14 protein-coding genes and 1 tRNA gene are annotated in these 17,529 nt (G+C 69.4%); 8 read left to right on the plus strand and 7 right to left on the minus strand.

Going from position 1 to position 17,529, the window contains the following annotated elements; all coding sequences use genetic code 11:
* Positions 1-55: 55 nt before the first annotated feature.
* The 3 genes from B1H19_RS22270 to B1H19_RS22280 form a co-directional block, all read right to left on the minus strand.
* A complete protein-coding gene (locus B1H19_RS22270) occupies positions 56-1,297 on the minus strand; it encodes an MFS transporter (RefSeq protein ID WP_083106567.1) in 1,242 nt (413 codons plus the stop codon).
* Positions 1,294-2,634, minus strand: a complete 1,341-nt coding sequence (locus B1H19_RS22275; protein ID WP_083106568.1) for a 3-keto-5-aminohexanoate cleavage protein — start codon at positions 2,632-2,634, stop codon at positions 1,294-1,296. The genes B1H19_RS22270 and B1H19_RS22275 overlap by 4 nt, the downstream gene beginning before the upstream one ends.
* 472 nt (positions 2,635-3,106) lie before the next feature.
* Positions 3,107-4,417: an ATP-grasp domain-containing protein gene (locus B1H19_RS22280; RefSeq protein WP_083106569.1), complete on the minus strand. Its 1,311-nt coding sequence runs from the start codon at positions 4,415-4,417 to the stop codon at positions 3,107-3,109.
* A 421-nt stretch (positions 4,418-4,838) separates the two neighbouring features.
* Here B1H19_RS22280 and B1H19_RS22285 point away from each other — a divergent pair, with 421 nt between their 5' ends.
* The 8 genes from B1H19_RS22285 (at position 4,839) to B1H19_RS22315 (ending at position 15,648) form a co-directional block, all read left to right on the plus strand.
* Positions 4,839-5,855, plus strand: coding sequence for an SGNH/GDSL hydrolase family protein (locus tag B1H19_RS22285; RefSeq protein ID WP_237289460.1), 1,017 nt, complete (start codon positions 4,839-4,841; stop codon positions 5,853-5,855).
* A gap of 357 nt (positions 5,856-6,212) precedes the next feature.
* On the plus strand, positions 6,213-8,522 hold the full coding sequence (locus B1H19_RS22290; protein ID WP_083106571.1) for an iron-containing redox enzyme family protein: 2,310 nt from the start codon (positions 6,213-6,215) through the stop codon (positions 8,520-8,522).
* A gap of 56 nt (positions 8,523-8,578) precedes the next feature.
* Positions 8,579-10,447: a carbamoyltransferase family protein gene (locus B1H19_RS22295; protein ID WP_083106572.1), complete on the plus strand. Its 1,869-nt coding sequence runs from the start codon at positions 8,579-8,581 to the stop codon at positions 10,445-10,447.
* Positions 10,448-10,487: 40 nt separating this feature from the next.
* Positions 10,488-10,643, plus strand: coding sequence for a hypothetical protein (locus tag B1H19_RS38775; RefSeq protein WP_159028113.1), 156 nt, complete (start codon positions 10,488-10,490; stop codon positions 10,641-10,643).
* A 99-nt stretch (positions 10,644-10,742) separates the two neighbouring features.
* Positions 10,743-12,065, plus strand: coding sequence for an aspartate aminotransferase family protein (locus B1H19_RS22300; RefSeq protein ID WP_083106573.1), 1,323 nt, complete (start codon positions 10,743-10,745; stop codon positions 12,063-12,065).
* A gap of 53 nt (positions 12,066-12,118) precedes the next feature.
* Positions 12,119-13,111, plus strand: a complete 993-nt coding sequence (locus B1H19_RS22305) for a dihydrodipicolinate synthase family protein (RefSeq protein ID WP_083106574.1) — start codon at positions 12,119-12,121, stop codon at positions 13,109-13,111.
* A gap of 2 nt (positions 13,112-13,113) precedes the next feature.
* The gene (locus B1H19_RS22310; protein WP_083106575.1) at positions 13,114-14,400 is read left to right on the plus strand and encodes an ATP-grasp domain-containing protein; all 1,287 of its coding nucleotides are present in this window, start codon (positions 13,114-13,116) and stop codon (positions 14,398-14,400) included.
* The gene (locus B1H19_RS22315) at positions 14,401-15,648 is read left to right on the plus strand and encodes an MFS transporter (protein ID WP_237289462.1); all 1,248 of its coding nucleotides are present in this window, start codon (positions 14,401-14,403) and stop codon (positions 15,646-15,648) included.
* Positions 15,649-15,725: 77 nt separating this feature from the next.
* Here B1H19_RS22315 and B1H19_RS22320 read toward each other — a convergent pair.
* The 4 genes from B1H19_RS22320 to B1H19_RS22335 all read right to left on the minus strand — a co-directional run bounded on the left by B1H19_RS22320 (position 15,726) and on the right by B1H19_RS22335 (position 17,411).
* Positions 15,726-15,810, minus strand: a tRNA-Ser gene (locus tag B1H19_RS22320).
* A 68-nt stretch (positions 15,811-15,878) separates the two neighbouring features.
* Positions 15,879-16,307, minus strand: a complete 429-nt coding sequence (gene tadA, locus B1H19_RS22325; protein WP_418361519.1) for a tRNA adenosine(34) deaminase TadA — start codon at positions 16,305-16,307, stop codon at positions 15,879-15,881.
* 129 nt (positions 16,308-16,436) lie between these two features.
* On the minus strand, positions 16,437-16,982 hold the full coding sequence (locus B1H19_RS22330) for a tRNA adenosine deaminase-associated protein (protein ID WP_083106576.1): 546 nt from the start codon (positions 16,980-16,982) through the stop codon (positions 16,437-16,439).
* 228 nt (positions 16,983-17,210) lie between these two features.
* The gene (locus B1H19_RS22335) at positions 17,211-17,411 is read right to left on the minus strand and encodes a hypothetical protein (protein ID WP_083106577.1); all 201 of its coding nucleotides are present in this window, start codon (positions 17,409-17,411) and stop codon (positions 17,211-17,213) included.
* Between the last annotated feature and the right edge of the window lie 118 nt (positions 17,412-17,529).

The raw sequence follows: 17,529 nt of genomic DNA on the forward strand, positions 1-17,529 counted from the left end.
TGTTGGGGTGTGGGTGTTGATGCGTGGGAGTGGGCGTCGGGAAGGAGGGGTGCGGCTATGCCGAAGGCCGGGTGGCGGATTCCCTCGAACCCCAGGACGTGGCGAGCAGCGCCACCAGCGTCATCGCCGCCAGAAGGCTCCAGCCGGGCGTATAGCTGTCCGTTGCGTCCTTGAGCAGGCCCAGGATCGGGGGTACGGCGATGACCGCGATCTGGTTGACGGACATGGCCAGGCCGAGGGCGAATCCGGTCTTTTCCGGGCTCGCCGATTCGGCGACATAGGCCACCCAGGGGCCGTACCAGCCGAATCCGAAGAATCCGAGCCAGGTGACCAGGATTCCGCAGAGCACCACCGAATGGAGCGGGACCAGCACCAGGACGGCCAGACCCGCGATGACCGCGCTCATACAGACGAGTACGGGCAGATAGCGGCCCGCCGTGCAGCGGTCGCTCCAGGCCGCCAGGACGATACGTCCGGCCACGCCGCCGCATTGGGCGACGAAGAGCAGAAGGGCCGAGGTGGTGATGCTGAGGTCCGCCTCGTCGTGCAGAAAGAGCACCGTCAGGACCTGAATGCCGTACTGCACCGAAATGAGGCTCACGCCGGAGAGCATGATGCGGCCCATTGCCGGATCGCGGATCATGCGCAGCCGGGACGCCAGTTCCGACCGGATCGACGTGCCCTGGGACACCGGCCGCGGCGGGGCGGCCGTTTCGGGGGCCCGGTAGAAGCCGATGAAGACGACGGCGCCGAGCAGGGCGACCAGACCGCCGGCGACAAAGGACGACTGCCAGCCCATTTCACCGGCCAGATACGGCAGCACCGCGGCGGCCAGCGCACCGCCGAGCGGCAGGCCCGCTTGGCGGATTCCCATGGCGAATCCCCGCTGCGAGGCATCGAACCACTGGGCCACCGATTTGCTGCCGCCGGGCTGCGCCGTGCTGTATCCCGTACCGACGACGATCAGCAGGAGCAGGAGCGACACATAGCCTGTCGCCAGGCTTCCGCCGAGCAGGGACAGCGCCACCAGCAGGGTGCCGATGCCCACGACCCAGCGTTCGCTGTAGCGATCGAGCAATTCGCCGGCCACCAGGAGCCCGACCAGCGGGACCAGCTGCGCCGCCGAGATGAGCAGGCCGATCTGGGCGGTGCTCAGATGCAGATCGCGCTCCAGAAAGGCGCTGATCGCGCCGATGCCCTGGACGAAGAAGGAGGCGCTGGCCTGGGCGAAGGTGGCGATGCCGAGGATGACCCAGCGATAGCTCGCACCGCGGACGGGGACGGTGACGGCGCTCATCCGGCGGTGACCAGCTCGGCGGGACGGCCCTCCTGGGCGGCTCCGACGGCGGCCAACTCGCCCATCGGGAGCTCTCGTTGGACGGACAGCAGCTCGTCCTGGACGCCCTGGAGCCCCATCCGCGCGAAGATCGCCTCGTGATCGCGCTCGATGCCGGCGCCGTTGGCGGTCATTTCGTCGATGGCGTGGCCGAGCAGCTGGATGTTGTCGGCGAGCTGGACCTGACCGTCGTCATCGACGGCATAGGGCGTGTCCTCCATTCCCACCCGCAAAATATCGACCTGGCTGTCGGGCTGGGAAGCCCAGGCCGCCAGCCGGCGGACGGCGCAGGCCCTGGTGCCGCGGCGCGGGCCGACGTCCAACTCCTTGTAGTGCTGGGCGGCGTGCTGCGGCAGCACCGCGGCGCCCACACTGACGGTGACGTGGCGCTTTTTCACGCCCGGCTCCGCCAGGTCGTATTCCAGGCTCTTCGCCGCATCCACGACCCGCTTGAATTCGGCGTAGTTCTCGGGGAACGGCAGTCGCGGCGAAAACCCGAAGAGGAGCGTGATGTTGAGCTGCCCGGAGCTGCCCAGCCGCATCGCCGGATGCTCGACCGCATAGCGGGTCATGGCATAGCTGCGCAGCAGCTGCACCCATTCGATCTCGTGGAAGAGCGCCAGCTTCTGCCGGGCCCGGATGGCATTGCGGTACACCTGGAACTGAATCAGCGGCGAGGTCTTGCCGTAGTCCGCGCCCTTGCTGGTGGAGTGGGTGTCCAGCTGCGCGTCCTGGACGCGGTCGGAGGGTTCATACGCGGCGAGGGCCGTAAGGAAATCCGGGTCGCCGACCAGATCCAGATCCAGCGTCCGGCCCTGCTTCTCCAACTGCCGTTCCAGTTCGCAGATCACCTGGAGTTCGACGGCGGCCTGGATGGTGACGAAATGCGCGCCGCCCAGATGCAGCGGGATGGCGCACTGGCTGACCCGCTCCCATTCCCCGAAGGCGCGGATGCGCTCGCGGACCTCGCCGCCGTTGCGGCTGGCACCGAAGCTGATCAGCACGTCCGGGCAGCGGCGCTGCACACCCCGGCTGATCTCCTGGTAGATCTCGTTGTCCGTGGTCTGCTCGTGCGTCAGGGGATTTCTGGCGTGGTAGTGGTAGTACCGGCAGCCCATTCCGTAGAGCGCCTCGGCCTCGGCGATGGAGGCCAGTGCCGACGTTTTGATGGTTTTTCCGGTGCAGATGCTGTCCAGCGTGGTGTCGCCGGTCAGCCGGTGATTGTTCGGAGTGAACTTTGCGCCGGTGGAGGCGCAGCCAAGTATCAGTGTTTTCCCGTGCGATAACGCAGTCGGCATCGAATGTCCCCAGTGGGTGGTATTCAGCCGGGGCGTAGCTCACCCCGGTGCGGCTGGCGGTCTACGGTGCGGTTCACGAAAGCTCAATGCGTCCGTATCAGGACGTCACTGGCTGAATCTCGGCGGTCGTGGACGGTCCGAAGGGGATCGGTAGAACTCCCGGGCCGATTGCGGCAGATGGATCGTCCAGGAGATGACGTCACGACTTTAACCGGAGGCGCCGGACGGTGCAGGCGATAACCGTGAACGAAACCGGAAGAAGCCGCTACGGTTTCACGCACCGTGTTACTCGCGGAAGCGGTCCCGGTCGAAGATCACCGCATTGCCGCAAGGTAATGAACTGTAAAAGTCGTTACGTGTGCACTGCATTGATCAACTCAGGGTGAGCAACGTGGTTTGTGTCACAATTGTCCCCGAGGCAGGGTCGTAACGCCCCTCGCCAGGTGGCGGCCACGGGGCTGTCAGGGAGTCGTCAGGGGGTCGTCAAAAACCGCACCGACTCCACCAACTGCCGTGCCCGCAACCGTGCTTGGGTCGCATCCGGCGCCCCGACGAGCACGAAGCCGGCCCGGTCGCCGGAGCGGCGTAGCGGGTGGATCACCTCGCCCGGTGCGACGGTCAGCTCGGCGTGCAGCACGTCCGGCTGGGCGCGGACCTCCTCCCAGCCCTCGACCGCGACCAGTCGCCCCGGCGGCGGGGTGAAATAGCGGACCGCCGCACCGCGCGTCGCCTCCAGGGGCGCCCCGGACCCCGCCGCGGCCCCGCCGCCCCGCGCCGTACGGGCCGTATGCGTCGTACAGGCCGTATGCGCCGTACGGGCCAGCATGTCGTCGTAGAGCAGCCCGTAGACCTCCAGTCCCGGCACGGCGTACGCCAGCATCCGGTGGATCCAGTCACCGCCGTACCGCCCGTGCACCTCGCCGAGCACCACCCCCTCCGCGGTCAGCCACAGCTCCACATGGAAGGCCCCGGTGCGCAGCCCCAGTGTCGACAGCGCCGCGGTCACCTGACGGTTGATCTCATCCCTCGCGGCGTGCGGAAGTTCGGCGGGCAGGACGTGTCCCACCTCGACGAAATGCGGCGGGGTCGCCTTCTCCTTCTCCGTAATGGCGAGAACCCGCGCCACACCGTCCAGAAGCACCCCCTCGACGCTGTACTCGTCCCCGTCGACGTACTCCTCCACCAGGAAAGGCCGGGCGTCGGGCAGCAACTCCAGCGCGGCGGGCAGCCCGTCGGGCCCCGACAGGAGGCTCACCCCGATACTCCCCATCGCATCGCGCGGTTTGACGACCCAGGGGCCGGCGGTGTCGCGTACGAACGCCTCGGCGTCGGCGGCCGTTGAGCACAGTCGCACCCGGGGCTGGGCGAAACCGGCCGCCGCGAGCGCCCGTCGGCAGGCGTCCTTGGTGCGGATACGGCGGATCGCCCCGGGGGGATTGCCCGGTGCACCGATGGCCTCGGCGGTCTCGGCCACCGCCACCTGGGCCATCTCCTGGAGCGCGAAGACCGCATCGAACCGTTCGCCCGCCGCGACCCTGGTCAGCGCCCATGCGGCGGTGGCGCCCGGCGCGGTGTGGTCCACCACGGAGACCGCATCGGCCGCCGCGAGCGCCCGCTCGGTGGCGGCCAGCGCCTCGGCACGCCCGGTGACATGCGTCGGCAGTCCCCGGGCGTGCGCCTGGGCGAGGGCCAGCTCCAGCATGTCGACGCTGAGCGACACCGGCCGCGCGCCGCCGACCAAGAGCAGCCTCGGCGATATCCGGTCGTTCTGGGCGTGCGGCATCGTGGGAATCCTCCGGTTCTCGGCGGTGGCCGGTTCATGGTCGCGCCCTTGTTCATACAGTCAACACAGGTATGAACAAGGTGAGTTGTGTGTCGGAGTCGGTCGGGCGGGAGTAACCCATCGGGCCAGGTGAGGTGTTGGGGGTGAGGTGGCGGGTGGGGCGTGGCGCGTCCTGCGGTGCGACGGCGCGCGGAATGCGGTCATCTCCGGAGGAGGCGGGCGGGTCGTGCGTAGGGGGACGGCGTCGTCGTGCGGCGTCAATAACGTATTTGGCCATTGCCGGTACCCCCTTTTCCCGGTCCCCAATACTTTTGCTTGTGCTTGCTCTTCGGCGAGATCTATCGTGGCCCCGCGGCGCACATCGAGTGATTGGATCCCTCGAGCACCCATGAAATCGGCAAGAGCGACTCTCACCCCTCATATGCTCACGTACGAGGAAAAGTTCGATGATCGCGGCCAGATCCGCTGGCTGCCGTATCTGATGTATTTCCATCCGGCGAACCATACCTCCGAGGTCGTCAATACCGACACGATCGGCTTTCGGATCTCGCACGGCGCGGACGACCACGCGTCGGTGGGTGGACGAAAGGCGCAGGGACCGGCCCGGCTTTTGGTCGGTAGTTCCACGGTGTTCGGCATCGGCGCGTCGCACGATGCGGCCACGCTGTCCTCCCGGCTGTGGTCGACGCATGCGCCGTCCCGTCCCTGGCTGAACTTCGGCGGCCGCAGTTTCAATTCGACTCAGGAACTGCTGCTGTTCACGCTCTACCGGCATCTGCTGCCCGAGATCGACGAAATCGTCATCTTCTCCGGCTTCAACGACCTGGGGCTGGCGCGGCTGCCGGAGGACCGGCGGGGCGACCACGGCGCGTTCTTCAACTGCGGGGACTTCTTCTCCCGGATGGGCGCGCCGACGTCGGACGCGTCCGCGGACGGGGGGCGCCCGGGCAGGGGCCGCCGGCGCGGCCTGTTCCGCGGCGGACCGGAGGCGGCGGGCCCGGCCGCACCGGCCCCGGCCGTACCGGGCCTGGACGAGCAGATCGCCACGGCGGCCGGACTCACCCTCCGCCACCTCGACACCTGGCGCGTCCTCGCCGAGGCGCTGGGCGCCCGGCTCACCTATGTCCTCCAGCCGCTGGCCACCTGGGTCCGGGAAGCGCCCGCCCCCGAGGAAATCGCCCTCTTCGAAGAGCTCGACCGGATCTCGCATTTCGGCACGGTCTACGGGGATATCGCGGCGATGGAATCAGGTCGGCGCTACGCCGAGGCTCTGCGCGACGGCTGTGCCAAGCGCGGCGTGCGCTTCTTCGATATCAGCCCGGTGCTCGGAGAAGTGGTGACACCACAGGACTGGCTTTTCGTGGACCGTATTCACTTCACCGACGAGGGCCATGATCTGGTGGCCGGTACGCTCGCCGGTCTGCTGGAGCTTTCCTGACCGGCCGGAAGGTCAGCCGGAAGACCGGCCGGAAAGCCAGGCGGAAAACCGGCCGGAAAACCAGCCGGAGAGGCCGGTAATAGAGGCCGGTGGGCGAAGGGCGGCGGAACTCCGGAAGGTCAGACCACCGGACCGGAAGCACACCGGACCAGCAGACCACCGGTCCGGCATCCCACCGGACCGGCATCCGCGGAGAAGGGGGAATCCCATGTCATTGCTGAAGCGGCTGTTCGCGTCGTTGTTCCGACGTAAACCCAAGAAGCGGGACGACGCATCCATCTACCCGATGTTCTGACCGGTGTTCCGGCGGCGAGCACCGGGCGATGCATTTCCCGCACACGCAAGAGGAGGAGCAGCGTGCAGGACCAGACGGCGGTGACACCGGCCGCCCCGGAGGGCTTACGGTCGCCGGGCGCGGCCGCCCGGACGGTGTACGTCCGGGCGAGCGACCCGGAGGCCGTGCTCGGGGGCAGCGACATCGAGGACGCGCTGCGCGCCGCCCTCGACGGCTGTTCCCCCGGCGTCGGGGAACGGGTGGGGCACATGGGGCTGGAGGAGCTACGACGGGAGGCCGCCTCCTGGTCCGCCGCCCAAGCGGCCCGCTACCGCGAGGTTTTCGCCGAGGCGGAGGCCGTGTCCGAGGCCGTGTCGGAGACCGAGACCAGCACCGAGGCCGACGCGGATGCCCACCCCGACGCCCACCCCGACGCCGACGACCGCCGCACCGCGCTGGTCCGCCGGGCCGCCCTCGGCTGCGCCCCACTGGCCCTGATCTCCGGCGCCTGGCTCCAGTGGCTGAGCGCACCCGGCAACGCCGAGGAGCCCGCCGTTCTGCGGATCCTCGGCCTCTACGCCTCCGACCTCGGCGTCGGGCACCCCGGCATATCCCGGGGACACGCCTATGCGGCGCTGCTGCGCACCCTGCGCCTCTCCGACTACGCGACACCGGCCGCCCGTATCGGCTCGGACCCGGCCGTCGACGATGCGGCCTTTCACTTCCCCGGTCTCCTGCTCGCGATGAGCCGACGGCCGGACGCCTTCACCCCGGAGATCCTCGGCGCGGATCTCTGCCTGCGGACCGTCGGACTGCTGCCGGCCCTTGCCCCGCTCCGGGACCTCTTCCCCGATTCCGCGGACTGGTCGGCCATCGACCCCGGCGCCGCGCGCCGTCCCGGCGAGCCCTCGGGCGCCGAGCTGAGCTGTGCCGCGGTCGCCGAACTGGCCGCGAGGCACGAGGACGCATCAGGACGCATGGCCCGGGGATTCCGGTGGGCGCTGACGGAACTCGTGCATACCACCGACCGGCTGTATGCGGAACTCGTCGCCGCCGCCGACCCCGCCTACGACATGGCCGAACTGATACGGCTGCGCGCCCGCGAAGGCGCCGTCTATCACCAGGACTTCGAACTCGACGGCCGCCCGCTGTCCGTATGGCTGAAGGAGGCGCAGACCGATCCCGGGCCCCTGCTCCGCGTTCTGGCCGGCAGCCGACTGGTCACACCCGGCAAGGCGGATCGCAGCCCCCTCGTCACCGGACTGGTGGGGGACGACGGCCCGATGTTCCGGGTTTTCGGCGAGGGTGATCTGAGGGTGATCCGGCGGTGGATCGCCTCCCTGGGAAAGGGGGGTGAGGCGGCCGAGCCCGATACCGCACCCCGTGCGGCCGAAGCGGATTCCCCACCGGCGGCACTCGGGACGCATACCGCACCCGGTCCCGCCCCCTCCTCCTCCATTCCCGCGAGTATTCTGCGGGCCCGCCCCGCCGAAGGCCCCGTACCGGCGGATATCCGCGAGGCGTACCACCTTCTCCAGGGCCGCGTCGACACCCCCGCGCTGCGTCGCTTCGCCGAGGCATACGTACGGAGCTGGCTCGCGGGGGACCGGCACGGTAGCGCGCGCAGCGAACACCCGCTTCCCGGGCGGTGGAAACCGCAGATACTGCGCACCTGGCTGGCCGAGGAACACGACCGGCACGGCGCGGAATTCGAGGAGAATGCGGGGGCGCCGCCGCCCTCGCGTGAGCAGCTGATCGAGGGCACCGTGCAACTGGCGCCGCTCACCCTCATCGACGGGAGCTGGATCCAGGGATTCACCGACTACGACCGCGCCTCCTCCGATATCGGCTTCTCCCTTTTCACGACCTACTGGGACGAACTGGGAAACGGCGCACCGCGGTTGAACCATGCGCGGATCTACCGGGAGTTGCTGGCCGAGATGGAGGTGGAGCCACCGCCCACCTGGTCGGTGGAATTCGCCCAGTGGCCCCGTTTCGCGGACCGTTCCTTCGAACTCCCCGTCTACTGGCTGTGCTTGGGCCGTTTTCCGCGTACCTTCCTGCCGGAAGTGCTGGGGCTGAACCTGGCCATGGAACTGTCCGGCGTCGGCGGCAGCTACCGCCGGGCCCGGGTCGTGTTCAAGGAACACGGCTTCAGCACGCGGTTCGCGGACATCCACAACGTCATCGACAACGTCGCCACCGGTCATTCCGCATGGGCCGCGGACGCGATCGACGCGTATATGGCCACGCTGTCCGCCTCGCAGGGGGACGACGCTCACGAAACGGCGTGGGAGAGGGTGCAGACGGGCTACCGCTCGCTCGATCCGCCCTCGGGATATCTCGCGCGACGGGCCGCTCGCCGGATATGGCGCACCACCAGAGCGAGATAGGTCCCGCGGCCATGTCATCGACCACCATGCCGACACCACACAGCGGGGGCAGGTATATGTCGGAATTGACGCTGGGAATTTCCGCTTTCTACCACGACAGCGCGGCGGCACTGGTGGACGGCGGCACCATAGTGGCGGCCGCCCAGGAGGAACGCTTCACCCGGATTCGCCACGATCCGTCCTTTCCCGCCGAGGCGATCGCCGCATGCCTGCGCGAGGCGGGGGCGGGCCTGGGCGATGTCTCAGCCGTCGCCTATTACGAGGACCCGGCCCTGAAGTTCCGCCGGGTACTGGCCACATATCTGGGCGCGGCGCCGTACGGATACGCCTCCTTCCGGGACACGCTGCCGTCCTGGCTTTCCTGGAAGCTTCGCACCCCCAAAACACTGGAGCGCCGGCTGGCGGAGCTGGAGCGCGGCCCCGTTCCGCCGATCGTCGTCCGCCGGCACCATGAATCGCACGCCGCCTCGGCCTTCTACCCGAGCCCCTATGAATCGGCGGCGGTGCTGTGCATCGACGGGGTTGGCGAATGGGCCACCACCACGCTCTGGCACGGCCGGGGAGACCGGCTGCGTCCCCTCGCCGAGATCCGCTTCCCGCATTCGCTGGGACTGCTCTACTCCGCCTTCACCTACTTCTGCGGATTCAAGGTCGACTCCGGCGAGTACAAGCTGATGGGACTGGCGCCGTACGGCACCCCGCGCTATGCCGAGACGATCCGCAGAAAGCTGATCGACATCAAGCCGGACGGGTCGTTCCGGCTCAATCTGCGGTATTTCGCCTATCTGCGCGGCCAGGTGATGACCGGCCGCGGCTTCGAGGAACTCTTCGGCGGACCGCGGCGTACCCCCGAAGGGCCGCTCACGGAACGGGAATTCGACCTCGCGGCATCCGTCCAGGCGGTGACCGAGGAGGTGGTGATCCGGCTGGCCCGTACGGCGCGCGTGGCGACCGGGGAGTCGAAGCTCTGTCTGGCCGGTGGGGTCGCGCTCAATTGCGTCGCCAACGGCAAGGTGGTCGAGGAGGGAATCTTCGACGAGATCTGGGTGCAGCCGGCCGCCGGTGACGCGGGCGGCGCCCTGGGGGCCGCCCTTGCCGTCACGGCGGAACGCGGCGCGCCCCGACCGCATATCGCCGGCGCGAAAAACGACCGCGCAAAGGGCCCCGGCCGGGCCCGCGACGCGATGTCCGGTGCACTTCTCGGGCCCGCCTTCTCCGACGACGAGATCGCGGCGGCGCTGGATTCCCGGGGCGCCGTCTACACCCGGCTCGACGAGGACGAACTGGACCGCCAGGTGGCGGCCGCACTCGCCGAGGGAAAGATCGCCGGGTGGTTCCAGGGGCGGATGGAATTCGGTCCCAGGGCGCTGGGCGCCCGGTCGATTCTGGGCGATCCCCGCGATCCGGCGATGCAGTCCGCGATGAACCTCAAAATCAAGTTCCGGGAATCCTTCCGCCCGTTCGCCCCCTCCGTTCTCGCCGCGGACGCCAAGGACTACTTCGCGCTGGACCAGGACAGCCCGTACATGCTGCTGGTCGCCCCGATCGCGGCCGCACAGCGACTGGAGGACGGCGGCGACGCGGGCGTCACCGGGCTGGACCGGCTCGGTGTGCCGCGCTCGACCATTCCGGCGGTCACCCATGTCGATTCCTCGGCGCGGGTGCAGACGGTCGGCGAGGAGAGCAATCCGCGCTATCACCGGCTGCTGACCGCTTTCAAGGAACGCACCGGCTGCCCGGTTCTGGTGAACACCTCCTTCAATGTGCGCGGTGAACCGATCGTGCACAGCCCGCACGACGCCTACACCTGCTTTATGCGCACCCATATCGACCTTCTCGCCATCGGCGGCTTTCTGCTGCGCAAGGAGGACCAGCCGGAGTGGACCGAGGACGGCGACTGGCGCACCGCCATCCCGCTCGACTAGGGCCCGTCCGAAAACCGTTCGCCGCACACGAAGGAGGCCCATGCCCGCCGCACGAAAGCCCCTGCACAAACCCCTGCTGATCGCCGCCTACACCCTGCTGTCCCTCATCGGCCCGGTCCTCTGCGCGCTGCGCGATCCGCTGCGCCGCCGCTGGGACGCCAAGGCCCGTACGTACTGGGAATTCACCCGCGGCTGATTCCCCCTCGAAAGCCCGGGATCAGACCCGGAACCAGACCCGGACCAGCCCCGGGATCAGCCCCGGAATTCCCCCCACCATCAGAAAGGAACGCTCCGCATGGCGGCGAGCAGCGTCATCTACAAAACCATCGACCAGCAGCCGGTCTGGGCGGGCGGCGGCCACGGCGTATGGCTGGAGGACCGCGACGGCGCACGTTATCTGGACACCTGCGGCGGTGTCGGCGTCTCCAGCCTGGGCCATCGCCACCCCAGGATCGTCGAGGCGGTGGAGCGCGCCGCCCACGATCTGGCCTGGGCCCACGCCGGGGCGTTCACCACACCGGCCGCCGAGGAACTCGCCGCGCTGCTGGCCGGCCGTTCCGGGGGCCTGACGCATGCGCAATTCCTCTCCGGTGGATCCGAGGCGATGGAACTGGCCCTGAAAATCGCCTACCAATACCACGCGGAGCGCCGCGATCCGGAACGCCGGCTGGTGATCTCGCGGCGGCAGAGCTATCACGGCAGCACCATGGCCATGCTCGCCATATCGGGAAATATCCAGCGCCGATCGGTCTTCGAACCGCTGCTCGGCCCGGCCGAGTTCGTCTCGCCGTGTTACGCCTACCGCGACCGGCTGCCCACCGAGTCCACCGAGGACTACGCCGAGCGGCTGGCCGCCGAACTCGACGCCACGATCCGCGCCGTGGGCCCGGAAAAGGTCGCCGCCTTCACGGCGGAGACAGTGGTCGGCTCGACCAATGGCGCGGTACCGGCGGTCCCCGGATATCTGCGCCGGATCAAGGAGGTCTGCCGACGCCATGGAGTCCTGCTGATTCTCGACGAGGTCATGGCCGGTCTCGGCCGGACCGGCCGGCATTTCGCCTATCTCGAGGACGACGTCACCCCGGACATCGCCGCCGTCGGAAAGGGACTGGCCGCCGGATACGCCCCGATATCCGCCGTCCTCGTCTCCTCACAGATTCTCCGCGCGCTGGGCGACGGTTCCGGTGTACTGCAAAACGGCCAGACCCACGTCAACCACCCCTTCGCCTGCGCGGTGGCCCTGGAAGTCCAGCGGACCCTCGACGACGACAATCTGCTGGAGAACGTACGGCAACGGGGCGAACAGCTGCGCGCCGCGCTCGCCAAGCGCTTCGCCGGAAATGCGGCGGTCGGTGATATCCGGGGACGCGGGCTGTTCCTCGGCGTCGAATTCGTCGATCCCGAGGACGGCCACTCCCCGCTGAACGGCGGCGCAAAGCTGGCCGCCGCGATGAAACGGACGGGGCTGGAGCGCGGCGTACTGCTCTATCCCGGATACGGAACCGTCGACGGGCAGCGGGGAAACCATGTGCTGCTCGCGCCGCCGTTCATCGCCGATGCGACGGAAATCGAGGAGATGGCGAGCCGGCTGGGTGAGGTGGTCGACGCCTGCCTGTGACCCGCGCACCGCAGCCGGCCGACCCCCACCGCACCCAGGAAAGGCATACCGCCATGACCCACGACCCCTTCGACGCCGCACGCCGATTCACCGGATCCCTCGTGGCCCAGGTGACCCCTTTCCAGCACGACGGCAGCATCGACTACGGGGCGCTGTTCGAGCTGATAGCCCGGCAGGAACACCACGGAACGGCCGGTCTTTTCTTCCTGGGCGTCGCCGGTGAGGGAGCCACTCTCGACGACCGCGATTTCGCCGCCTTCACCGAGACCGTGCTCGGCGCCGACCGGAAGATCCCGTACTTCATCGGCTGTACCGGCACCTACACGGGCCATGCCCTCGAACGGGTACGCATCGCCGCCGACCACGGCGCCGACGGGGCCATTCTCACCGTCCCCGCCAACATGGGCCCCGACCAGAAACAGGCGGCCCGCTATTTCCTGGACATCGCGGACGCCAGCCCGATTCCGATCGGCACCTTCAACAATCCCGCGCGGCTCATGACCGACCTGGACACGGCCACCCTGCTGACGATCCTCGAACACCCCAAAATCGTCCTGCACAAGGAAGGCTCCCCGCGCACCGGCCAGATCGGCGCCCTGCTCGCCGCTCATCCCAAGGTCTGCTTCCTGGCCGACGACAGCCCGGACCAGGACATCCTCACCCCCGCCCTCTCCCGCGGCGCGCAGGGCATCGCCAATGCCACGGGAAATCTGCTGCCCCGCGAACTGGCCGCACTCTCCCGGCCCTGGGATGACTTCCGGGGCATGGCCGCATTCCGTGAGCTGCACTCCCGGCTCATACCGCTGATGGATTTCCTGTACGGCGTCCGCAGCCCCATCGGCCTCAAGTCCCTGATGAACGCGGCCGGACTGCCGGCCGGACAGCTGCGCAAACCCCTCACCCTGCTGCCCGAGGAGCAGACCCGAAAGGGCCTCGCCCTCCTCCAGGAATACCTCCGGATCTGCGAAGAACTCGCCGCCGAACGGAACACCCCGGCCGCTCGGGCCACCCCGGTGACCTCCTTCGAGAAGCTCCCCCGGGGCTGACCATGGCACATGTCGTCTTCGTCGACAGCGGCCCCGCCTATCTCCCGGCCCTCGCCCGCGCCAAACAACTCGGCCACCGTGTCACCTTCGTCCGCCCCCGCGATATCTCCATGCTCCAGGAGACCTCGACGCCCGAGGAACGCATCGCCGAGGCCCTGAAACCCGTGGACCAGGTCATCGCCCTCGATGCCCTCGAAACGGACCTGGAATCCCAGCTCCGGCAGCTGCACACCCGCCACCCCGTCGACGCACTCCTGACGACCTCGGAAATGGCGGTACTCCCCACCGCACGGGCCGCCGAATCCCTCGGTATCAGGGGCACCCCCGTACGCCATCTCGCCCAGGCGGCCCGCAAGGACGTATGCCGCGAGCGGCTGCATGCGGCCCATATCCGCTCTCCGCGCCATCGCACGGTGACCACCGCCGACCAAGCCCGAGCGGCCGCCGCCGAATTGGGCTATCCGCTGGTCATCAAGCCCAGTCGCGGCGTGGCCAAGGAAGCGGCCGGCATCATCCGCTCGCCCGCCGACCTCACCGCCTATTTCGACGGCCTGCACGCCTCCCGCCTCCTGCGGAGTACGGCCCTCGACGCCTTCCTCGGCACCGATCTGCTGATGGAGACCTATCTGGAAGGCGAGCTGTATTCCGCCGAGATCGCGGCCAACGGCGGCGATCCCCGCCTTTTGATGCTCACCCGCCGCAAGCGTGCCGTCCACAACGAACTGATCGAGGTGGCAGCCCTGATGCCCGCGGACCTGCCGCAGGAACAGGCCGCCGAGGCCGAGCGCTATATGCGGGAGATCTTCCGCGAACTCCGGCTCACCGTCGGCGTCTATCACGTCGAATTCATCATGACCAAGGACGGCCCGGCCCTGGTCGAGATCAACTCCCGGATGATGGGCGGCTCGTCCCCCACCATCTACGAGCACGTCACCCAGGTCGACCCCTTCGACATCCTCATCCGCGAACACCTCGGCGAGCCCTGCGAGGCGCCCGCCCCGCCTTTCGGACGCGCCGGAATCGTGGTCGTCTTCGGCAGCGTGACGGGCGGCGTGGCCCCACCCGATATCGAGCGCCGGGTGGCACGCCTCAGGGAGATCTACCGTCCCCTCCGCCATGGCCTCGGCGTCCGTAACGGACAGCAACTCCCCGAAATCACCGGCAACTTCAGCGCCCTCGGCCATTTCTGTCTGCACGCGGCAACCCCCGACGGCGCCCTCGCCCGCGGCCGCCAACTGCTCTCCGACATGGAGGCCGCATTCGAGCTGCCGTTGGCGAGGTACCGCTAATTGCCCGCCCGCCTCCCCGCCCTCCTCCCCGACGGCCGCCCCCGCCGTCTGATGGCGCTCTCCGTCCTGGTCAACATGCTCGGCTGGGGCATCTATCTGACGGCGGGCGTCCTCTACTTCACCCGGTCCGTTCGGCTGCCCGCCGCCCAGGTCGGCATCGGGCTCAGCGTCGCCGGCGCCGTGGCCCTGGCCGCCGGCGTCCCCGTAGGCCATCTGGCCGACCGGCGCGGCGCCCGCGGCGTCTACGCGGGGACCCTGGCGCTCGGCGCGGTCGCCATGGCCGGACTCTGCCTGGCGCGGTCCTTCTGGTCGTTCCTGCTCTGTGCCTCGCTGGCCGCCGTCGCCCAGACCTCCGGACCCGCCGCACGAGGGCCGCTCATCCAGCGCTACGGCGGCGACCGCCCGGCGGCCTTCCGCGCCTATCTGCGCGCGGTCGCCAATGTCGGCATCTCGGTCGGCGCCCTCCTGGCCGGCTGGGCGGCCCAGACCGACACCCCGAGCGCCTATCTGCTGCTGATCGCGGGCAGCGCCGCCACCTGGGCCGCCGGCGCGACGCTGGTGCTCTTCCTGCCGGCGGCACCGCCCGTACGGTCCGCGCCCGGCCCGCGCTGGACCGCCCTGCGCGACCGTCCGTATCTGCTGCTGACGGTGCTCGACGGCATCATGGCCATGCAGTACCGCGTGCTCACCGCGGCCGTACCGCTGTGGCTGGTGGACCGGACCGCCGCGCCACGGTGGTCGGTCTCGGGCGTGATGCTGGTGAACACCGCTTTGGTGGTGCTCTTCCAGGTCCGGATGAGCCGGACCGTCGACACCGCCCGCGCCGGCGGTATCGCCTTCCGCCGCGCCGGATACGCGTTCCTCGCGGCCTGTGTGCTGCTGTCGGTCCTGCCCGGCCTGCCCGCCTGGCTCACCCTCACCCTGCTGGCGGCCGCCGTCGTCGCGCACACCGCCGGCGAACTGTGGCAGGTCGCCGGCGGCTTCGAACTCTCCTTCGCCCTCGCGCCCGCGCATGCGGTCGGCCAGTACCAGGGCCTGTTCGGCATGGGCTCCGGGCTGGGCGTGGCGATCGGCCCCGTCGTACTGATCACGCTCTGCGTGGAATGGGGCATGCCGGGCTGGTGGCTGGTGGGCGCCCTGTTCGCCGTGACGGGCCTGCTCACCCCGGCCGCCGTCCGCTGGGCAGAACGCGAAGGCGAACGCGAAGGCGAACGGACAACGGCCAACCCGACCAACCCGGCCAACTGACACAGAACCAGAGGCGAAAACCGAGACGAAAACCGACGAGGCGCCCGGTCCAACGGACCAGGCGCCTCATCTGCCAGCGGTAGCGGAGGGATTTGAACCCTCGGTGACTTGCGCCACACTCGCTTTCGAGGCGAGCTCCTTCGGCCGCTCGGACACGCTACCGAGAGAGAGCTTAGCCCACGGGGGGCCGTGTGCCGAAATCGGATTACCGGTGGCCGACGGCCCGCGGGTCAGCGGTCGCGGAAGAAGGCGGTGAGGAGCGTGGCGCAGTCGGCCTCCAGCACACCGGTGATGACCTCGGGGCGGTGGTTCAGACGCCGGTCGCGCACGACGTCCCACAGGGAACCGGCCGCTCCGGCCTTCGCGTCCCGGGCGCCGTAGACGACCCGGTCCACGCGGGAGAGGACGATCGCACCGGCACACATCGTGCACGGTTCGAGGGTGACGACGAGGGTGCAGTCGGTCAGCCGCCACTCTCCGACGGTTCTTGCCGCGGCCCGCAGCGCCAGGATCTCGGCATGGGCCGTCGGGTCGCCGGTGGCCTCGCGTTCGTTGTGGCCGGTGCCCAGGACCGTGCCATCGGCGGACAGCACCACGGCACCCACCGGGACGTCACCGGTCCCGGGGGCGCGGGCGGCCTCGGCCAGCGCCCGCCGCATCGGGACGATCCAGGGATCGCGCAGCGGGTCGGGCGGGGAGGAGGACGGCGGGGCGGATGGGGGGACGGTCATGTCCCCAGTGTCGGGGACGTGACCGAGGGACGGGACCGTGGCCCGGTCCCGCACGGCTCAGCGCACGGCCTCCAAGAGCTCCGTGCAGCCCAGGACGTCGGCGATCTCGCCGAGCGCATCGCCTTCGAGGCTGAGCAGCTCCTTCTCACTGATGCCGAGGTCGGCCAGGAGCCCGGCGTCGCCGAGCGGTCCGTGCGGGGCGACCGGGCTTCCCGAGCCGTTCACCGCGTCCAGGGTGTCGTTGTCGTCTGCGTCGTCGGTTTCCGGCTCCCCGTCCTCCGTGCCGTCCAGGTCGAGGCTGTCGAGATCGTCCGCGTCGTCGTCCTCGCGGCCCAGCAGCTCGTCGGTCAGCATCGCTCCGTACGAGCTTCTGGCGGCCATCGCGGCGTTGGAGAGAAAGACCCGGGGGTCGTCCTCGCCGTCCACCCGGATGATGCCGAACCAGGCGCCCTCCTGTTCGATGTAGGCCACCACCGTGTCGTCGTCGACCGCGGCCTCTCGGGCCAGGTCGGCCAGATCGGTCAGGGCCTCCACATTGTCGAGCTCCGTATCGCTCGCTTCCCACCCGTCTTCGGTGCGCGCGAGCAGTGCGGCGAAATACACCGTGACTCTCCCACCTGTCATTTCGTCCGGGCCGGGCGGGGCGACGCCGTGGCGCCGCGGGTCCGCCCCTCCGGAATCGTGGCAGAAACATCGCGCTCGCGCGGGGTCTTCGACGCTGCGTCGTGCGGAGGTTGTGAGAGATGTCGCTCACGTGCCGCAGCGCGAACCGGCGTGCGCGGTGTGCGCCTATCGGCCGAACGTGCACATCTGCCGACCGGATCGGGGCATTTACCAGCGGAATGTGCGCATACGCAGAACCTGACGCATCCTGGCCGCCCGCGCCCGGCGCGGCTGGACCCGCTCGCGCAGTTCCCTGGCCTCGTGCAGCTCCCGCAAAAACTGCGCCCGCCGCCTACGGCGCGCCGCCTCGGCCTCCAGATCCCGCTCCGCGCCGACGTCCCGGCCGCCGCCGGACACCTCGTCGGACATCGAACACTCGGGCACGCTGCCACCCCCTGGCGCGATGGCCCCCGCACCCCCAGCCTGCCGCGCCCCGGCCCCGCCGGCCAGAGCACCAGCGAACCCGGAGCCGGGCACCCGGCGCCGT

It is taken from the genome of Streptomyces gilvosporeus, assembly GCF_002082195.1.
GTDB classification, from domain to species: Bacteria; Actinomycetota; Actinomycetes; order Streptomycetales; family Streptomycetaceae; genus Streptomyces; species Streptomyces gilvosporeus.

Excerpts from the sequence above, each read along its gene's own strand:
- B1H19_RS22270 (WP_083106567.1), bottom strand. The coding sequence starts at position 1,297 with ATGAGCGCCGTCACCGTCCCCGTCCGCGGTGCGAGCTATCGCTGGGTC.
- B1H19_RS22275 (WP_083106568.1), bottom strand. The coding sequence starts at position 2,634 with ATGCCGACTGCGTTATCGCACGGGAAAACACTGATACTTGGCTGCGCC.
- B1H19_RS22280 (WP_083106569.1), bottom strand. The coding sequence starts at position 4,417 with ATGCCGCACGCCCAGAACGACCGGATATCGCCGAGGCTGCTCTTGGTC.
- B1H19_RS22285 (WP_237289460.1), top strand. The coding sequence starts at position 4,839 with ATGCTCACGTACGAGGAAAAGTTCGATGATCGCGGCCAGATCCGCTGG.
- B1H19_RS22295 (WP_083106572.1), top strand. The coding sequence starts at position 8,579 with ATGTCGGAATTGACGCTGGGAATTTCCGCTTTCTACCACGACAGCGCG.
- B1H19_RS38775 (WP_159028113.1), top strand. The coding sequence starts at position 10,488 with ATGCCCGCCGCACGAAAGCCCCTGCACAAACCCCTGCTGATCGCCGCC.
- B1H19_RS22300 (WP_083106573.1), top strand. The coding sequence starts at position 10,743 with ATGGCGGCGAGCAGCGTCATCTACAAAACCATCGACCAGCAGCCGGTC.
- B1H19_RS22305 (WP_083106574.1), top strand. The coding sequence starts at position 12,119 with ATGACCCACGACCCCTTCGACGCCGCACGCCGATTCACCGGATCCCTC.
- B1H19_RS22310 (WP_083106575.1), top strand. The coding sequence starts at position 13,114 with ATGGCACATGTCGTCTTCGTCGACAGCGGCCCCGCCTATCTCCCGGCC.
- tadA (WP_418361519.1), bottom strand. The coding sequence starts at position 16,307 with ATGCGGCGGGCGCTGGCCGAGGCCGCCCGCGCCCCCGGGACCGGTGAC.
- B1H19_RS22335 (WP_083106577.1), bottom strand. The coding sequence starts at position 17,411 with ATGTCCGACGAGGTGTCCGGCGGCGGCCGGGACGTCGGCGCGGAGCGG.